The sequence below is a fragment of the Bradyrhizobium sp. GW821-FHT13H05 genome (genome assembly GCF_058804065.1).
On record NZ_JBXAPO010000001.1, the window covers coordinates 259,199 to 274,422 of the forward strand.

Annotated in this window: 14 protein-coding genes and 2 pseudogenes; 6 read left to right on the forward strand and 10 right to left on the reverse strand. The window is 59.0% G+C overall.

Annotation, left to right across the window (positions count from 1 at the left end; genetic code table 11):
• Positions 1-92 precede the first annotated feature (92 nt).
• A complete protein-coding gene (locus tag AC1RR3_RS01195) occupies positions 93-656 on the forward strand; it encodes a hypothetical protein (RefSeq protein ID WP_492818529.1) in 564 nt (187 codons plus the stop codon).
• Between the two features lie 3 nt (positions 657-659).
• A complete protein-coding gene (locus AC1RR3_RS01200; protein ID WP_492818531.1) occupies positions 660-1,226 on the forward strand; it encodes a dihydrofolate reductase family protein in 567 nt (188 codons plus the stop codon).
• Positions 1,227-1,390: 164 nt separating this feature from the next.
• Here the strand turns inward: AC1RR3_RS01200 and AC1RR3_RS01205 are convergent, their stop codons facing one another.
• The 3 genes from AC1RR3_RS01205 to AC1RR3_RS01215 all read right to left on the reverse strand — a co-directional run bounded on the left by AC1RR3_RS01205 (position 1,391) and on the right by AC1RR3_RS01215 (position 2,603).
• A complete protein-coding gene (locus AC1RR3_RS01205; protein ID WP_492818533.1) occupies positions 1,391-1,621 on the reverse strand; it encodes an alpha/beta fold hydrolase in 231 nt (76 codons plus the stop codon).
• Between the two features lie 452 nt (positions 1,622-2,073).
• Complete coding sequence (locus tag AC1RR3_RS01210; RefSeq protein ID WP_492818535.1) at positions 2,074-2,268, reverse strand: hypothetical protein; 195 nt, start codon at positions 2,266-2,268, stop codon at positions 2,074-2,076.
• On the reverse strand, positions 2,265-2,603 hold the full coding sequence (locus AC1RR3_RS01215) for a hypothetical protein (RefSeq protein WP_492818537.1): 339 nt from the start codon (positions 2,601-2,603) through the stop codon (positions 2,265-2,267). The genes AC1RR3_RS01210 and AC1RR3_RS01215 overlap by 4 nt, the downstream gene beginning before the upstream one ends.
• A 246-nt stretch (positions 2,604-2,849) precedes the next feature.
• Between AC1RR3_RS01215 and AC1RR3_RS01220 the strand changes: the two genes are divergently transcribed.
• The 3 genes from AC1RR3_RS01220 to AC1RR3_RS01230 all read left to right on the forward strand — a co-directional run bounded on the left by AC1RR3_RS01220 (position 2,850) and on the right by AC1RR3_RS01230 (position 4,494).
• Positions 2,850-3,485, forward strand: a complete 636-nt coding sequence (locus tag AC1RR3_RS01220; protein WP_492818539.1) for a ketopantoate reductase family protein — start codon at positions 2,850-2,852, stop codon at positions 3,483-3,485.
• On the forward strand, positions 3,428-3,778 hold the full coding sequence (locus AC1RR3_RS01225; RefSeq protein ID WP_492819764.1) for a ketopantoate reductase family protein: 351 nt from the start codon (positions 3,428-3,430) through the stop codon (positions 3,776-3,778). Before AC1RR3_RS01220 ends, AC1RR3_RS01225 begins: the two co-directional genes overlap by 58 nt.
• 362 nt (positions 3,779-4,140) lie before the next feature.
• Entirely contained in the window at positions 4,141-4,494 is a 354-nt protein-coding gene (locus AC1RR3_RS01230) for a cupin domain-containing protein (protein ID WP_492819812.1), read from the forward strand.
• A 5-nt stretch (positions 4,495-4,499) separates the two neighbouring features.
• On the opposite strand, the pseudogene AC1RR3_RS01235 reads toward AC1RR3_RS01230, so the two are convergent.
• From AC1RR3_RS01235 to AC1RR3_RS01265, 7 genes and pseudogenes are all read right to left on the reverse strand, one after another.
• Positions 4,500-5,186: pseudogene (locus AC1RR3_RS01235) on the reverse strand (transposase); the annotation flags it as partial.
• Between the two features lie 158 nt (positions 5,187-5,344).
• Positions 5,345-5,578: pseudogene (locus AC1RR3_RS01240) on the reverse strand (integrase); the annotation flags it as partial.
• Between the two features lie 324 nt (positions 5,579-5,902).
• Positions 5,903-7,282, reverse strand: coding sequence for a hydantoin-5-propionate amidohydrolase (gene ertD, locus AC1RR3_RS01245; protein WP_492818541.1), 1,380 nt, complete (start codon positions 7,280-7,282; stop codon positions 5,903-5,905).
• On the reverse strand, positions 7,279-9,630 hold the full coding sequence (locus tag AC1RR3_RS01250) for a molybdopterin guanine dinucleotide-containing S/N-oxide reductase (RefSeq protein WP_492818543.1): 2,352 nt from the start codon (positions 9,628-9,630) through the stop codon (positions 7,279-7,281). The genes ertD and AC1RR3_RS01250 overlap by 4 nt, the downstream gene beginning before the upstream one ends.
• An 84-nt stretch (positions 9,631-9,714) precedes the next feature.
• Positions 9,715-10,320 (reverse strand): glutathione S-transferase family protein, encoded by a 606-nt coding sequence (locus tag AC1RR3_RS01255; protein ID WP_492818545.1) that lies wholly within the window; start codon positions 10,318-10,320, stop codon positions 9,715-9,717.
• Positions 10,321-10,322: 2 nt separating this feature from the next.
• Positions 10,323-11,453, reverse strand: coding sequence for an S-methyl thiohydantoin desulfurase (locus AC1RR3_RS01260; protein WP_492818547.1), 1,131 nt, complete (start codon positions 11,451-11,453; stop codon positions 10,323-10,325).
• 14 nt (positions 11,454-11,467) lie between these two features.
• Positions 11,468-13,081 carry an S-methyl thiourocanate hydratase gene (locus AC1RR3_RS01265; RefSeq protein ID WP_492818549.1) on the reverse strand — a complete coding sequence of 538 codons (1,614 nt, stop codon included), beginning with the start codon at positions 13,079-13,081 and terminating at the stop codon, positions 11,468-11,470.
• Between the two features lie 146 nt (positions 13,082-13,227).
• Here AC1RR3_RS01265 and AC1RR3_RS01270 point away from each other — a divergent pair, with 146 nt between their 5' ends.
• Positions 13,228-15,141, forward strand: a complete 1,914-nt coding sequence (locus tag AC1RR3_RS01270; protein ID WP_492818551.1) for a LysR family transcriptional regulator — start codon at positions 13,228-13,230, stop codon at positions 15,139-15,141.
• The last annotated feature ends 83 nt before the right edge of the window (positions 15,142-15,224 follow it).

The window sequence follows — 15,224 nt, forward strand, 5'->3', positions numbered from 1 at the left end:
AAGGGACTCGTCGGACCGTAGCTTCGTTCTCGCCATCGATTTATAAATGATTGTTTATTTATGTTTTACCTGTTTCCTCTGAGAGTGTTGAGATGAGCGCGAACCATGCCAGCGTCGGAGTGTCGGACCATGCCGGCTGGGCCATGCTGGTGACGATCGACTCGTCAGGCCTGGTACTCGACCGGTGCAGAGTAGATCTCAAGGATGATGGTTTGCCGGGGCTCCCGCACCACGACGAGAGCCGACGCCTCGCGCTTGCCGATGCGGTCGCAATGGTGGAAACGGTGCGCTTATCGGCAAGGCTGCATTCGGCGCAGGTGTTGGACGCCCTGGGACAGCGGCTGGGCTGTACGATCGGCTACATCGCCCTGCGCGCCATACCGACATTGCCGGCGACCGTGGCGGAGCGCATCGAAAACCCTTGGGCGAATGCGCGCGCGGATGGCGTTATGTTCCGCGAAGAGCTGGCCGGAGCCGCGCAGGCGCGAGGCTGGGGCATTAGCTGGTTCGAGACGCGGCAGATTGACGAGGTGTCGCGATCACCGCGCTTCATCGACGCCGAAGCCGACGCAGCGAAGCGCTTCGCGCCGCCTTGGAACAAGGATTGTCGGTTGGCCCTGGCAGGCGCCTTGGCCTCGCTGTTGCCGAAGGAATGATCGATGACGACGCACGAAAGCCGGGTGACGATTCATATGGCGGCGAGCCTGGACAGCTTCATCGCGCGAGAAGATGGCATCGTCGACTGGATGGAGACGAAGGATGAGTTCGCGGGCGGCGAAGAGCTCGGTCCTGACGAAATCCGCGCCTTCCTCGACGCTATCGACTGCTATGTCATGGGATCGCGGACCTATCTGACCGCGCTTGGTTTCGAGGAAAAAGGCCTCGGCTGGGCCTATGGCGAGAAGCCCGTCTTCGTGCTGACCAGCCGCGATCTTTCCCGTAAGCGATCGACGGTCAGTTTTCACAGCGGTGACCTTGAGACGTTTTTCGAGACCCATCTACGGCCGCGCTACCGCGAGATCTGGGTGTCAGGCGGAGGAAAGCTGGCCGGCGATTGCGTGCGATCGGCCATTGCCGACGAAATCCGCTACTCGATCTTGCCGGTCCTGATTGGCAAAGGCATCGGCTTCTTCGACGGGCTGAATTGCGATGTCCGCCTTCATCTGCTTGAAACCAAGGCCTACAGAAGCGGCGTCGTCGCGTTACGCCATCGGATTTGCAGCTAGTCAGGGGTCCGTCGGAGACTCCTCTCACTCTCACAACCCGATCAGGCGTGCCAGGCCAATTGCGGCGCCTCGACCCAAGCCCGTGCCCGCCCCAGTGATTAGAATTGACCTCATGACGGTCCACTCACTTCAATGCTGTTAGGCATGGTAATCACATCTTGCTGTCAGAGATTGATGCCAGCGACGGCTGGCGCCGCACCGAGCTGCACCCAATGTCCGGCGTTGACGACGTGCAATTCCGTCGTCTTGAACTTATCCCGTAGATGCCGAGCGTAGCTCGTTCGAAGATAAGGATCCCGGTCGCCCCAGATGATCTGCACGGGAATATCGAGTTGAGCTAAGTTGGGAATTCGCGCGAAATTGCGCTCTTCCTCCGCCAGCAGTCCGCGGACCATCTGGCCAAAAGCCGGCAGCGCACTTGGTTACTGGCGAAAATTCCGATCGGTGATGGGTCCCAGAGAGGAGACGTAATAGGCGCGACGTTCTTCGCTCAACGCCTGCTGAAAGATCTCACGTTAATGCCTTCGGCAAGATCGAACAGAATCGCGTCGCGGCCGAACCCCGCCGCACGGGCGCCGTCGAGAAGTGCGGTTTTCGGCAGGCAAAGTACGAAGGCGGCATAGTCCTCGGCGCGCGGGCCGCGCGCCTAACCGACATGCGATAGGACCATTTCCAACGGCGGCACGAAGGAAAGCGCAAACCAAATTTCTCATTGATTGCAATGATTTGAGCGATCGAGTCGTTCCAGAAATGGAAATCAGCCTATTGAGTCGTTCTTATCGTCCAAAACGAGTCGTTTTCAAAAATCTGCGTTCAGGCATTTCAATAGGATAATCGAGTCGTTCTTTCAGAGGACGTATATATTGCCGGTTTGCGAGGCCCCGCTCGTCACCACAAATCGTGCGTCGTATTCGTTGGCTAGCGCATAAGGGCTAGTCCCGAATTGCATCGTAGCCTCGGCGCCCTCGGGCAGGGCTACGGAAAAGTCGTTATAGCGCGCAAGCTCGACGGTCAGTTGCTCGAACAGGCTGTGGGCTATCATCCGACAAGGATCCGCACCTGATCGGACGCTCCTTCGCTGAGATAATAAACCTCGAGGGCTTTGCGCATCTTTCCCGCTTCCAACCGGACAATTGGGTCGAGCTCGGGGTCGAAAGAAGCCTCGCGTCCGAGCGCCTCGGTCGCGATGCTGTATTGCTTGAGCTTACGTTCGTTTCCCGCAAGCGTTTGCTCGACGATGTAGCTCAGGAACCGCCGTATCTTGTTCTGGTTTGCGAAGGGTGGGGCATCGACGATCGATTTGAGTTGCTCCCTGATTTGATCGATGGAGGGTGTGCCAACCGCGCTACCGACGCCAAGCTGGTGCGCGTCGGCCAAGCCGACAGTCCGGCTCGGCGAGCCAAACTCGATAGACGTCGAAGCCATTGAACGCATCAACGAACGATCCAAGTTTTAGTACCGTAGTTACGAACACGGCGAACGGATGCAAACTTGCGGTGGCCCCGGGCGCAAGATTACCTTCAATCAAAGCAAAGAACACGCCACTTTTGGGCATCCGCCCTAAATCCAACTGCGTGGCGTCCCGACGCAGGGTTCCGGCTCATTATTTTGGAGATGAACAGCATGCGTGTCGCGGTCATGGGTGCCGGTGCAATCGGCCTCTTATACGGCGGGTGGCTCCAAAAGGGCGGGGCCGACGTCATTTATATAGCACGGGGCGCTCGTGTGGCGGAGCTCGACAAGTCCGCGCTGTCCGTCCAAGGTAGGTTGTCGTTCAGTGTTCCCACATTGAAGGTCGCTGCCGATCCCCGTTTGGCCGGCCCAGTCGACGTGGTCATCCTCTCCGTCAAGCTATATGACCTCGAAGCGGCCGCGAAAAGCGCGCTCCCGGCGCTCAAGCCTGGTGGTGCTTTGGTGGGTATTCCAAACGGCGTGAACGCCATGGAAACGCTCCAACGTTTCGTACCCGCGGAGCAACTTGCAGTGGGGTCGGTTTATCCCGTCGCCAAGCTCTCCGGCGCGGCTTCGGTGGCTTATGGTGGTATCGAGCGCATTGTTCTCGGCAATCCTGACGCTGACATACCAGATGTCGTAAAAGGGCTGCTGGAGACCTGGTCGAGCGTTGGGGTCGATGCCTCGCATGCCACAGACATCCAGTCTGTACTCTGGCAAAATTCATCGGCGTTGCGACGGGGAGCGCGATCAACTGCCTCACGCGGCTCCCGGCAGGCGTCGTGTATCACGACGACGGAATCCTGAAGTATGTCAAGCAAGCCATCAGCGAAGTGATCGACGTCGGGCGCGTTGCCGGGGCCAACATTCCCGCCAAAGCGGCGGAGACCACGCTTGCGTACCTGAAAACGTTCCCGTTCAACGCCATCGCGTCGATGCGCGTGGACCTGGATGCCGGCCGGAAACTCGAACTAGAGGGCTTGAGCGGCGAGGTGGCGCGCCTCGGCCGGTTGCTGTCGGTGCCAACGCCGTTTCACCAAATGGCTTACGACATGCTCCTCCCGTTCCGCGACGGTCTGGCTGCCGCGGCTCCACGCTAGTGTGAGCTTGAGGCCATTCGTAGGTCGTGGCCGTCACCTGACGTAATGCGTAAGCGATTCGCACAAGGATATTGCTACCTTCCCTGGGTTTTTGCACGGGCTGGGCATGCTTGGCATTCCGAATGTCTTAAATGCAAAGGCCGCGTGCGCTTTCTGGAAGTGTTCGCAAGGTACTGATACGCGCAATAACCGTTCGATACCTTTTCATGATCACTACTGGCGGTTCAGGATACGATTGAACTCGGAAATGTCCTCACCAGGGTAGTGTTTTGCAGTTTAGCAGAATGCGCCGATCGGACGTGATATGGCACCAGAACCACCAAACTCCGGCGATACAAGCGTCACCAACGAGGAGATAAAACATGGATAATAAAAACATATCCGTTGCTGACGACGAATGGGTTGGGACGAAGCTCCTCTTCGAGAATGAATCCGTCCGCGTCTGGGACTTTGCACTGCAGCCTGGCCAGTCTACGAAGTTGCATACTCACAAGCGGGATTGGTTGTTCGTCGATGTCACGGACAACAATCGGCTGCGCATCGACTATCCGCATCGCGACTCGATCGATCAGCGGGAAAGACGGGATGGCGACGTCACGTTTATCTATGTCGATGAGGCAGCAGAGGATCGCAGAACGCACCGCGCGACCAATAACGGTGACAAGCCCGTTCGCCAGATTCTTGTCGAGTTGAAGAAGAGGGACAATCCGGTTTGATGGAGCCAGGCAAAGAATGGGCCAGGCCTGGCCTCGCAACCCGCGTCACTTGCGGATCGGTAAGCGAGACTTTCGATCGCGCCTTTACCTGCACCGCCAGCATCTCCAAAACCGTCCTCATCGCCGCGGGCGATATCTAGCGCGGCGAGGCGCTCGCGAACTGCATGGGATCCCTCCTCTGCCTTCGGCCACGCAATCGGCTGGTCGCCAGGCATCCGCTTCTTCTTGTCTACATCCGCCTTGATCAGGCTCGCATCGATCGGGAACGCTTCGCCCCCAACCAGCCCGATCGCAATGCACATTGTCACTACACCCTCGAAGACCCGACGCAGAGCGTCGCTCTCCCGGAAACGTTCGTGCCGCGCACGGCAGAATATAGAATGATCGGGGATCCTGTCCTTAATGCCGAGCTTGCAGAACACCTGTAGGCAAGGTTGACCTGAACGTCAGCGCATAGCCGGCGCTCCGAGCGGAGCGCAAGCACGTAGCCAATGATCAGCATCCGGATCATCAGCACCAGGTCAATCGAAGGCTGACCTGTGTACAAGTAATAAGGCGCCAACTCCTTGTGCACCCAGCTTAGATCGAGCAAACCGTTGATCTGCTACACCAGATGATCGGGCGGAACAACCTTGTCGAGATCAAACAAATATAAAAAACTGTCCCTGTCCTTCTTGCCGCCGCCTCATCATGCGCCGCTCCCGCCGATGCCGTCTCCACCAACGGAACCATGGTTCGCGATTCGCTCAAAGGGAGCTTTGCAACACAATCCACCCAGGAACAGACAAGCCCGTGAACGGCAGCTTTGCGCCAGAACCGGCCGTTCATGACCTCGCATTGCGTCTCTGGATTATGCTGCTAAACGGCGCTCCTCCTCGGCCACCTCTTGCTCACAACCTGAGGCCCTCTTAAGGAAACGGGCCGGGGCGGCGTTTCGTGAATCGCGGTCCAATGCGTAGGCGGTCTGCTTGAACTCAATGCCGTCAAGGAGGCCCTGAATGTAGCCCGAGATCGTGTCCGCGGCCATGATGAGCGCGGTGTCAAGCGTATGGATGTATTTGCTCGTCACCGAACCTTTTGCATGTCTCTTAGTTTGCAGCGGGATATGCGTGCCTAGACTGAAACTGTCATTCGGCATGCAAAATTTGCAAGCCGATTGACATGCAGAGTTGGATCTTGCGGGCGTACTCAGGCGGTAGTTCGGGGCGCTGATCGAATCCCGCCAACATGTCCCTCACCGCACGGACGAATTCGACGTCAGGGTCGTCCGCGTAGCTCGCAAACGCGTCGTAAGGATAATCCGCGGACTGAGAGCCGAATGCGGCTCTGTGACGCTATTCGACCTGGCAGACACTTCGTCTTCCAACTTTACCCCCGCTACGAAATTCAATTCGTGAATCTTGATGATCTACATAGGAATAGGATGTGGCGACGCTGGGCTCGGCCTGACGAAGCGGCCTTCGCCGGCCTCGGACTTCACGGTCTTGCCGTCGAAAATGGCCCGCCCGCGCAAATATGTCGCGACCGGGCGATAAGGCAGCTCCATTCCTTCGTAAGGGCTCCAGGTCACATAATTATGGCCTGAAGCGGAAGGATCATAGCGACGAGGATCGTGCGCCATGACCACGAGGTCCGCGTCCCGGCCGAGTCCGATCGCTCCCTTACGATGGCCGATGCGGAAGAGGCGGGCGGGGTTGGCCGCGAGCAGCCTGGCGGCGTGACTGACGTCAAGATTTCGCTCAGTCAATCCCTTCATAAGCAGGGCGTACAGAACTTCGAGCCCCGGCGCGCCGGAGGAGTTCTTCAGCATGTTGGGATCGTTCTTGCGATCTTCCGACCACGACACATGATCGGTCGAAACGACGGTAATGTTGCCACCGGCCAGGTGTCGCCAGAGCGCCTCGACTTCGGCGCGCGGCCGGATTGGCGGATTGATCTTTGCCTTGCCGACAAGCCGGGCGACATCGTTTTCCTCGTCAAGCGTCAGATAGTGGATGCAGGCTTCGACAGTCGCGTCGACCCCTTGTCGGCGGTAACTCTCGCAGAGGTCGTACCCACGCCCGACGGAGCAATGCACAACATGGGCGGAACAAGCGGCCTGTGCACCAAGCTCATAGACCTCCGCCATCGCGAGGGTTTCCGTCACAGGGGGGCGCGACAAGCCATGGGCGCGGTAGTCTGTGATGCCGGACGCCTCGACAGCCGCGATCGCGGCTCGCACCATCTCGTCATTTTCGTTGTGCACGCCCGCGGCGAGCCCATGCTTGCCGATTTCGACAAAGCATTCGTAAAGGACCTGCGGCGCGATACGCGGGAAACGCTTTGAATCCGTGTTAAACGTGGAGAACTTAAAGGCGCATGCGCCCGCCTCCACCATTGCCGCGATATGCTTCGCGCCGTCTTCTGGCGCAATCGTTCCATAGAGCGCATAATCGACTCGCGCTTGCGCCCCGGCTTCCGCGATCTTTTGGCGCACCCGGTCGCCCGTGCAGACAAGGAAACCGGCATCGTATGGCATATCGACGACCGTAGTGACGCCACCGGCCGCTGCGGCTCGAGTTGACCAGACGAAGTCTTCTTGGTTGAGCTGCGACTTCGAATGCACCTGGGCGTCGATAGCGCCGGGCATGACGTAGGCATTACCGAAGTCTTGCCGCTCGGTCGCTGATGGCGCCGCGCCGGATCCAACGCGCTCAACCACCCCTCCCCGGATAGCCACGTAACCCTTATCAAGGACGCGGTCTGCCAAGACCACACGCCCGGTTACAACCAGATCGAAATCACTCATGGGATTGTTCCGTTTTCGAGGAGATTTGGCGACATCGCCGGCGGTTGAAATGCCGTTATTTCTGGCGGCGCTCGATCGAATCGCACCACTTGTACGAGCGTCGAATTGCAGCTCGGCCCCTGAGCTAAGCGCGAGGTCCCGCGATCCGGCGTGAGAACGTTGGGATTGCCGTGCTTTTCGATTGATGCAGGGACATTCGGGTCCGAAGGATCAAACCAAGCTCCCGTAGGCAGCTGGACAACGCGTGGCAGCAAGGCGTCGGTCAGGACGACACCGGCAAGACAGGCCCCGCGTTCGTTAAAGACCTTCGCGACGTCGCCGCTCTTCAGTCCTCTCTCGGCAGCGTCACTGGGATGGATCCTCAACGGAGCTCGCCCTCCAATTTTGCCGTTCCGGCTCACCGAGCCGTGATCATATTGGCTGTGAAGCTTGTCGGCCGGCTGCGGCGACAAAAGGTGTAACGGATAGTGATCGGCCATCGAGCTGCCGAGCCATTCCTTTGGTTCGAACCAAGCCGCATGTCCCGGGCAGTCATCGTAGCCAAAGGACGCGATTTTCTCGGAGAACAGTTCGATCCGGCCGGAGGGCGTTCGCAAAGGCTGGTATTCGGGATACTCGCGGAAGGCTTCCAGAAGTGTGTGTGAGTTGATCGCCCGTTTGACCTCAGCATAGCCTGTCTCCCAGAACTCCGCGAAGGGAGGGAGCTCGATAGCGCGAGCTGCGGCATTGTCCTTTGCCTCGGCATACATGGCTTCGATCCACGCGAAAGCCGTGCGTCCCTGCGTAAAGGACTGTTCGTTTCCAAGGCGCGTCGCCAGGCCAGAGAAGATTGCGAAATCATCGCGAGCCTCGCCCACGGGCGCGATGACCTGCTTCATGGCAACGATCAAGTTTTCCCGGTTGGCAAACGCCAGATCGTTGCGTTCGAGCGTGGTGGTAACCGGCAGCACGATGTCCGCGTGTTTTGCGGCGGCGGTCCAGTATGGCTCGTTCACGATGATCGTGTCGGGACGTTGCCAGGCCTCGACCAGACGATTCAGATCCTGATGGTGATGAAAGGGATTGCCGCCAGCCCAATAGATCAAGCGGATATCGGGATAGGTCAGTGATTGGCCGTTAAACTCGAATGGTTGCCCTGGATTGAGCAGCATATCGGTGATGCGCGCCACTGGGATGAATGTCGTGACTGGATTTTGTCCCTGCGGAAGGGACGGCCAGCGAAAGCCCATATCCGGACGTCCCGCACCGTTGGTGCAGGAGTAACCGAAGCCAAAACCTCCACCCTTCAGTCCGATCTGGCCGAGCAGCGCCGCCAACGTCACGGCCATCCAGTAAGGTTGCTCTCCGTAGTCTGCACGCTGGATGGCCCAGTTCACCATAATCATGGTGCGCGCGGCGGCCATTGCCCTTGCCAGCGATGCAATGCGCTCGGGATCGAGACCGGAGAGAGAGCCTGCCCAGCTGGGCGTCTTTGCCACGCCGTCTGTATGTCCGAGTACGTAATCGCGGACCGCATCGAAGCCAACGCAATGGGTCTGGAGGAATTCGGAATCGTGCAAATTCTCAGAAATCAACACGTGAGCCATGCCGAGCATGACCGCAACATCGGTTCCCGGCCGTAATGGTACCCATTCGCAACCAGCTGCTTCGGGACAATCCTCCCTCGTGGGCGACAAAGTAACGAACCGAACGCCACGCGCGGAGGCTCGCTTGATGGCGTCGAACGCTTCGTGCTGGCCGAGCCCTCCGGCCTGCACCTGTGCGTTGCGTCGTGGCAGCCCGCCGAACGCGACGACCAGTCTTCCTTCTTCGGCAATGCCATCCCACGTCGAATGTTGACCGACGAGGCCGTCCATACTCCCAATGATATGGGGGAGAATAACCTCTCCGGCTGCCGATGAATAGGTCAGCGCCGAATTGGTATAGCCGCCGATGAGACCGAGAAAGCGGTGTATCTGGCTTTGGGCGTGGTGAAAGCGACCGGCGCTCGCCCAGCCATATGATCCGCCGAAGATCGAGCTGTTGCCGTACGTTGAAATGACCCGCTTGAGCTCCGAAGCGACGAGGTTGAGCGCCTCGTTCCAGGAAACATGGACGAACGAGTCTGCGCCACGGCGCCCTCGGGGGGACAAGCCACGCCCCTCCAGCCAGCCGCGCCGGATGGACGGGCGGCCCACGCGGAGCTGGCCGTCCACCGCGCCGACGAAAGATTGGCCGATAGGAGAAGGATCGGAATCCTTCTCCCACGGCCGCACCTTTTGGATACGGCCGCCGGCTTCGCTGACATAGTAGGTGCCCCAATGAGTGGCTGTGAGCGTTTCCCTCAACGGGAGATCTCTGCCGGACATGACTGGCCTCATATTCGTACGAGCTGCAGCGCATCATGTTCGACATGAAGCGTGATGCGAGATGCGGGCTCCGTGATCGTGGGATCAGTCTTCAAACAGCGGCTTGTATCCCGGCTGCTCGCGAATGCGCTCGAACCATGCCAGGACGTTGGGGAAGCGCTTCATGTCGAACTCGCCCTCGTGAGCCACGCTCGCATAAGGATAGAGAGCGATGTCCGCGATCGAATACTTGCCGTCGACGAAGAACTTTGTCTTGGCCAGATGGTCGTCCATGATCTGGAGCGATTTGTAACCGGCTTCCCAGCGTTGCTTGATGAGTTCGATGTTGGCTTCCTTCGCCTTCTTGATGCCGATGAAGAAGCGGGGATGCGCCAGGTTCAGCATCACCTCAGCTTGCTCAAAGAACATCCACTGCGCAACGCGCGCCCTGGAAAGCTTGTCCTCCGGCAAGAACGGGGTGCCGGTGGCGAAATACATCAGGATGGCATTCGACTCGAAAAGGGTCTCCCCATTATCGAGCTCGACCACGGGGATTTTGCCCTGCGGGTTCTTGGCGAGAAACTCCGGCAAATAGGTCTTGCCTTCGGGCAGCGCGAACGTAACGCGCTTGAGGGGAATTCCCAGATTGCCGAGGAGAATTCTTACCTTCCAGGCATTTCCGGAAAGCCTGCTGTCGTAAAGTGTGATCATTTTCAAACCCTCGCTTTGGAAGTTGCAGTTGGCGTCTCGTGAAGCGCGTAGCTCTTGAGATCGACATTCATGGCCTGTTCGATCTCGTCATAGGCTGCGGGGTCCAAAACCCCCGATCCCAGCGGAAACGCTTCCTTTCGAGCTGCGACGACGGCAACATCAACGCCCTCTTTCAGCTCGGAAACTTCGAGCGCGATACCGGTCTTGGGGTCAACAGTCGCGATGAGGTCGGGAAACGTATACGCGCGACCATCGACGCCATCGGCGTACATGTACTCGTTGCACACGCCGAGACGAACGATGCGTCCTGCGACGATGTCGATATGGCCAACGTCGAAAGCGCCGTCAAAGGCGACGTTGTTTGTCGTGACACGTCCAACGGCCAAAATCTCACCCTTCAGAAAATCCGCGATGGCATCGAGCACGGACCTCGACGAGGACGCCGCGTCAACGATCATGCGGCCCAGATCGATCTGAAAGCTGAGCGCTCCCGCCGCACCTCGTTGGCGTATCCAATCGACCGCGAAAGGCCCGCGGCTCGCCAGGATGAGACCGCCATTGGACACCGCGGCGTTGCGCATGATCTCCGACGTTGCTGAAAGATTGCCGCGCGCGACCAGCGAGAGAGACGGCTTTCCCTGACCTCCCCCAACGGCGGCCTGCGTGATCGCGACATCGGGACTTGAGGCGAGCCCCATAGCCCCTAACTTCGGCGTCGGATGCCCACGCCCATTCGTCGCCGCGTCGAGAAGGCCGATTCCGAGCGCAGAAGCAACGAGCCAGGCATTCATGCCGGGAACGTGAGCGGGCATGACGGCCGCCACCGGGCACTTGGTGTCATCGATCAGGAGGCGCGCACTTTCGACCGCGTGACGCGGCTCGGTGCGCGGCTTCGACGAAGCGGGCGCTCCGATGCCGCTCGTGACAATGGCGAGGTCCTTCGCAGAGAGCTCTTCGGCTTGCACGAGCCTCACACCGCTATAGGCGAGCGCCATTTCGCCGATAAACCGATTGCGCGCGATGCCAGAACCGCCGCTACCGCCAGCCGACAAAAGCAGACCGCCGAGAACCGCAGCCTCAACATCGTCGCGGGTGAGACGTCGTCCAATCTCTTGGCCTACAGGAGCATTCATCGGGACGACCTCCCCTAGGGCTTCAGTCCGTGACCGGTACGCGCTTCCCGCGCTCTCTCGACACCGGCCTCCGCGTGACGAACGATACCCATTGCCGTGTCGCCGTCCATCACCGCGGTGATGCGGGCTTCGGCGAGCTTGCTGCCATCGGCGACGACCGTTTGCCCGGCGCTTTGCCAGCGATTGCCGTGCGAATGAACGGCGACGAGATCCGCTCCGCCTGAACACGCGAGCAGCGCGTTAAGAATAGGCCAGTCGGAGATAAAATCGCTGCCGTCCGGCATGTGTTCGGTCTCGCGCAGCGGATATGCGACCGAACCGGAATCGAGATGATCGCGCGTGAACGCGATAGGACCGGACAGCTCACCGTTGGCGACCGCCGCATTCACCAATCGCGCGAGTTTGCTGCGCTCGCCGTAGCCGAGCCAGCCGATGCGCGCAGGCAACCCTTCCGTGGGCATGTATTTCTGCGCGAGCGAGATCCAGCGGCTGATGGCTTTGTTCTCGGGAAATGTTCGCCGCACCAGTTCGTCGACATACGCGATGTCTTTGCTATTGCCTGTGGCAGCCAACCACCGGAACGGGCCCTTGCCCTCGCAAAAGAGCGGCCGAATGAAGAGCGTGATGAAGCTCCCCATTTCCAACGCCTCCGTGAGCCCGGCGTTGGCAGCCCGCTCGCGTAAGTCATTGCCGTACTCAAATACGATCGCTCCGCGACGCTTGAATTCCAGCATCGCCTCGACTTGCTTCACGAGCGATTCCTGACCGCGCTTGGCCGTCCCTTCGGGATCCGTCTGCATGGCCTGGAAGGCTTCATCCGGGGTCATGCCACTCGGGATGTATCCCCGGTACGGATCGGTGTTGACCTGGTCGGTAACGATGTCCGGCTGAAAGCCGCGCGCTAGGAGAAGAGGATGGATATCGGCGGCATTTCCGACCAAGCCCACCGAAAGAGCGGCCTTGGAACGTCGCGCTTCTTCGATCAGCCGGATGGCCTCATCCACGCTTTCGGTCATTCGATCGCAATAACCGATATCCACGCGCCGACGGATATTCTGAGCGTTCGGGTCAACGCAAAGGATGGCTGCCCCCGCCAGTTTGCCGGCAAGCGGCTGTGCGCCTCCCATGCCGCCACATCCCGCGGTCAAGATGACACGACCGGCCAGGTCTCCGCCGAAATTCTGCTCACCGGCGCCCATGAAAGACTGGTACGTGCCCTGGATGATCCCTTGGCTCCCGATATATTGCCAAGCGGCGGCCGTCATTCCCGGATAGAATGTCAGTCCTTTGCGCTGCAATTCATAATAGTTGCGGTCATCCGCCCAACGGCCGAGAACGTTGCCGTTTGCCATCACCACGCGGGGCGCGCGTTCGTGCGTACGGTGACGGAAGATCGGTTTGCCTGATTGGATGATCAGAGTTTCGTCGTCGGCCAGCGACTTCAAAGAGCCCACGATCCGGTCGTAGGACTCCCAATCTCGCGTCGCTCGGGCGCCCGTATAGACGATGAGAGCTTCCGGAATCTCCGCATTCTCGAGATTATTCTCGAGCATGCGCAGAATGGTCTCCTGCCGCCATCCCCGGCAACGCAATTCGTTTCCGCGTTGAGCCTTAATATTGCGCGCCACTTAAATCTCCGCCGAGCGATAGATCGATGCGTGATCATCGCGGTCGGGGAGCGGCCGCACCAATACTTGCTTGCGATGGATGGCATAACTATCATTGAACTCCGCCCTGCCGCGCTCAAGAAGGCGCTCGGATTCTGGGAGACCCAATGGAAATCCGGCAGCTCTCCTACTTTCTGAAAGTGTGTGATTACGGAAATCTCGCGTCTGCCGGCGAGCAACTTGGGACGGTTCAATCCAATGTCAGCATGCAAATTAGCAAGTTGGAACATGAGCTTGGCGCCGGCTTGTGCAAGCGAACACATTCCGGCGTCCTGCCGACGCCCGCAGGCGAGCACCTCTATCGGCTGGCGCGCGACGTCATAGCCGAAGTCGAGTTCATCTCGCGATATATCCGCTCATCGCTGGATGAGGACGCCGTAAGAATTGCATTGGCCGCGCCTGTTGCCCCACGCGGGAGTTTGCTGGCCGGCACACTGCAGACCGTTGCGTATGCGTTGGGAAAGAGACATCCGCACGTTAAGCTCAGATTGATCGACTTTCTCGGCGGCCCGGTGTCGACAAACGACGAGGTCGGCGCTGTCGCAGAGGCGCGGGATAGCCGGGATATGTTCGACCCGCTTGAGGTTCGCGACGATTGGGGTCTCATTTCGCGGCGCGGCGAAAGTGCATTAAATTCGGGAAAAGTTTCGGTATCCGAGCTGGGCACGTTGGCAGGGCAGTTGCGTTTCGTGATGCCCAAGTTCCCACCGTCAATCGCAGCGCTTGGCGACGAATTCGCGAAGTCTGCCGGCATCTCCCTTGCCGCCGAGGACGTGGCCATAGACCAGCTGGAAATGCAGTTTTCCAATCCGGCTACGGCCGTGATCATGCCGCTGAGTTGCATTCCCGGCTTTGCCTTCCAGCAGCGTTTCCAACTCTCCTATGTTGGTTGCCAAACCGGCGGCATGGTGTGGCGGATCAAGCGGGTCGGCAATGCGGACCGACTTTTGATCGGCGCCATCGCAGAATTATTCAATGACGAATTGCGCGCCGCCCTCGACTGGGTACGGACGCAGTCTCATACGGCGCCGGAACGTCTGCCGCGATCCGAAAGGCGAACCGGGTCCGCGAGCGGTGACGGGGATGATCCCTTATCGCTCCGCGAGTTGCGGACGTTCGATATCGCCTATGATCGGGGAAATATTAGCCGGGCGGCGGCCGATCTCGGCGTGTCGCAGCCTGCTCTCAGCAACACGTTGAAAAAACTCGAGCGCTCCATCGGACATGCGTTATTCGTTCGTACCGCTCATGGCGTTGCGCCAACCAAGCGCGCAATAGCGCTGCGACGATTGTGCGAGCCTGTTCTGTCCGACCTCGCGGAAGCACGTCTTCAGATTCGTGAGATCGGGCTCAGGGAACTGCCACCGATACGATTTGGTGTGCTGCCCGTGCTCGATGACGAGAGCCTTCTTGCTCAAACTGTGTCTGGAACAATTTCCGACTGGATGCAGCTTTCAAACAGCTGCAACCTGCGGCTTACGGAAGGATTCAATGAAAGCTTGCGTCGATGGACCGTTCAGGCGCTCCTCGACTTTGCCATTGTGGACACGGAAGCAAGACAATCCGGACTGATTGTCACCCCCCTCGCGCGTGATTCCATGGTCGTCATAACAAATCCGCGCCTGGGCGTGCTTCCGCCGGGGCCCGTGAAAGCGGCAGATATCCGGCATTTGAGGCTCATATTGCCGTCGGTACGGCACGGATTGCGAGGCCTCATTGACCGCGCCTTTAATGAGGCGGGGCTCAGCTTGGCACCACTTTTCGAGGTGGACTCGATGGCCATGACGCTAAACTTGGTGGATTCCGACGATTGGGCCACAATCCTTCCAATCAGCGCAATCCATAAACGGGCAAAGGCCAACAAAATTCAGGTCAATAGTATCATCGAGCCCGAGATCAATCGCTGCCTGTCGCTGATCCGGCGTGCGGGCTCTACGCCCTCCGAGAATGCGAATCGCTTCCTGGAGCTGCTGATGAAGCGGGTCAACGAGGCCAATGTGTCAATGCGCGGTCTGATCTAGCGGCTTCAGCAAAATTTATGCCTCGCGTCACTCAATGATATTTTAACATGTGACATCGCTAAGACACTCTGTTCCCCGCGACA

Coding starts and splice junctions, on each gene's coding strand:
- AC1RR3_RS01195 (WP_492818529.1), top strand. CDS start 93: ATGAGCGCGAACCATGCCAGCGTCGGAGTGTCGGACCATGCCGGCTGG.
- AC1RR3_RS01200 (WP_492818531.1), top strand. CDS start 660: ATGACGACGCACGAAAGCCGGGTGACGATTCATATGGCGGCGAGCCTG.
- AC1RR3_RS01205 (WP_492818533.1), bottom strand. CDS start 1,621: ATGGTCCGCGGACTGCTGGCGGAGGAAGAGCGCAATTTCGCGCGAATT.
- AC1RR3_RS01210 (WP_492818535.1), bottom strand. CDS start 2,268: ATGATAGCCCACAGCCTGTTCGAGCAACTGACCGTCGAGCTTGCGCGC.
- AC1RR3_RS01220 (WP_492818539.1), top strand. CDS start 2,850: ATGCGTGTCGCGGTCATGGGTGCCGGTGCAATCGGCCTCTTATACGGC.
- AC1RR3_RS01230 (WP_492819812.1), top strand. CDS start 4,141: ATGGATAATAAAAACATATCCGTTGCTGACGACGAATGGGTTGGGACG.
- ertD (WP_492818541.1), bottom strand. CDS start 7,282: ATGAGTGATTTCGATCTGGTTGTAACCGGGCGTGTGGTCTTGGCAGAC.
- AC1RR3_RS01250 (WP_492818543.1), bottom strand. CDS start 9,630: ATGTCCGGCAGAGATCTCCCGTTGAGGGAAACGCTCACAGCCACTCAT.
- AC1RR3_RS01255 (WP_492818545.1), bottom strand. CDS start 10,320: ATGATCACACTTTACGACAGCAGGCTTTCCGGAAATGCCTGGAAGGTA.
- AC1RR3_RS01260 (WP_492818547.1), bottom strand. CDS start 11,453: ATGAATGCTCCTGTAGGCCAAGAGATTGGACGACGTCTCACCCGCGAC.
- AC1RR3_RS01270 (WP_492818551.1), top strand. CDS start 13,228: ATGGAAATCCGGCAGCTCTCCTACTTTCTGAAAGTGTGTGATTACGGA.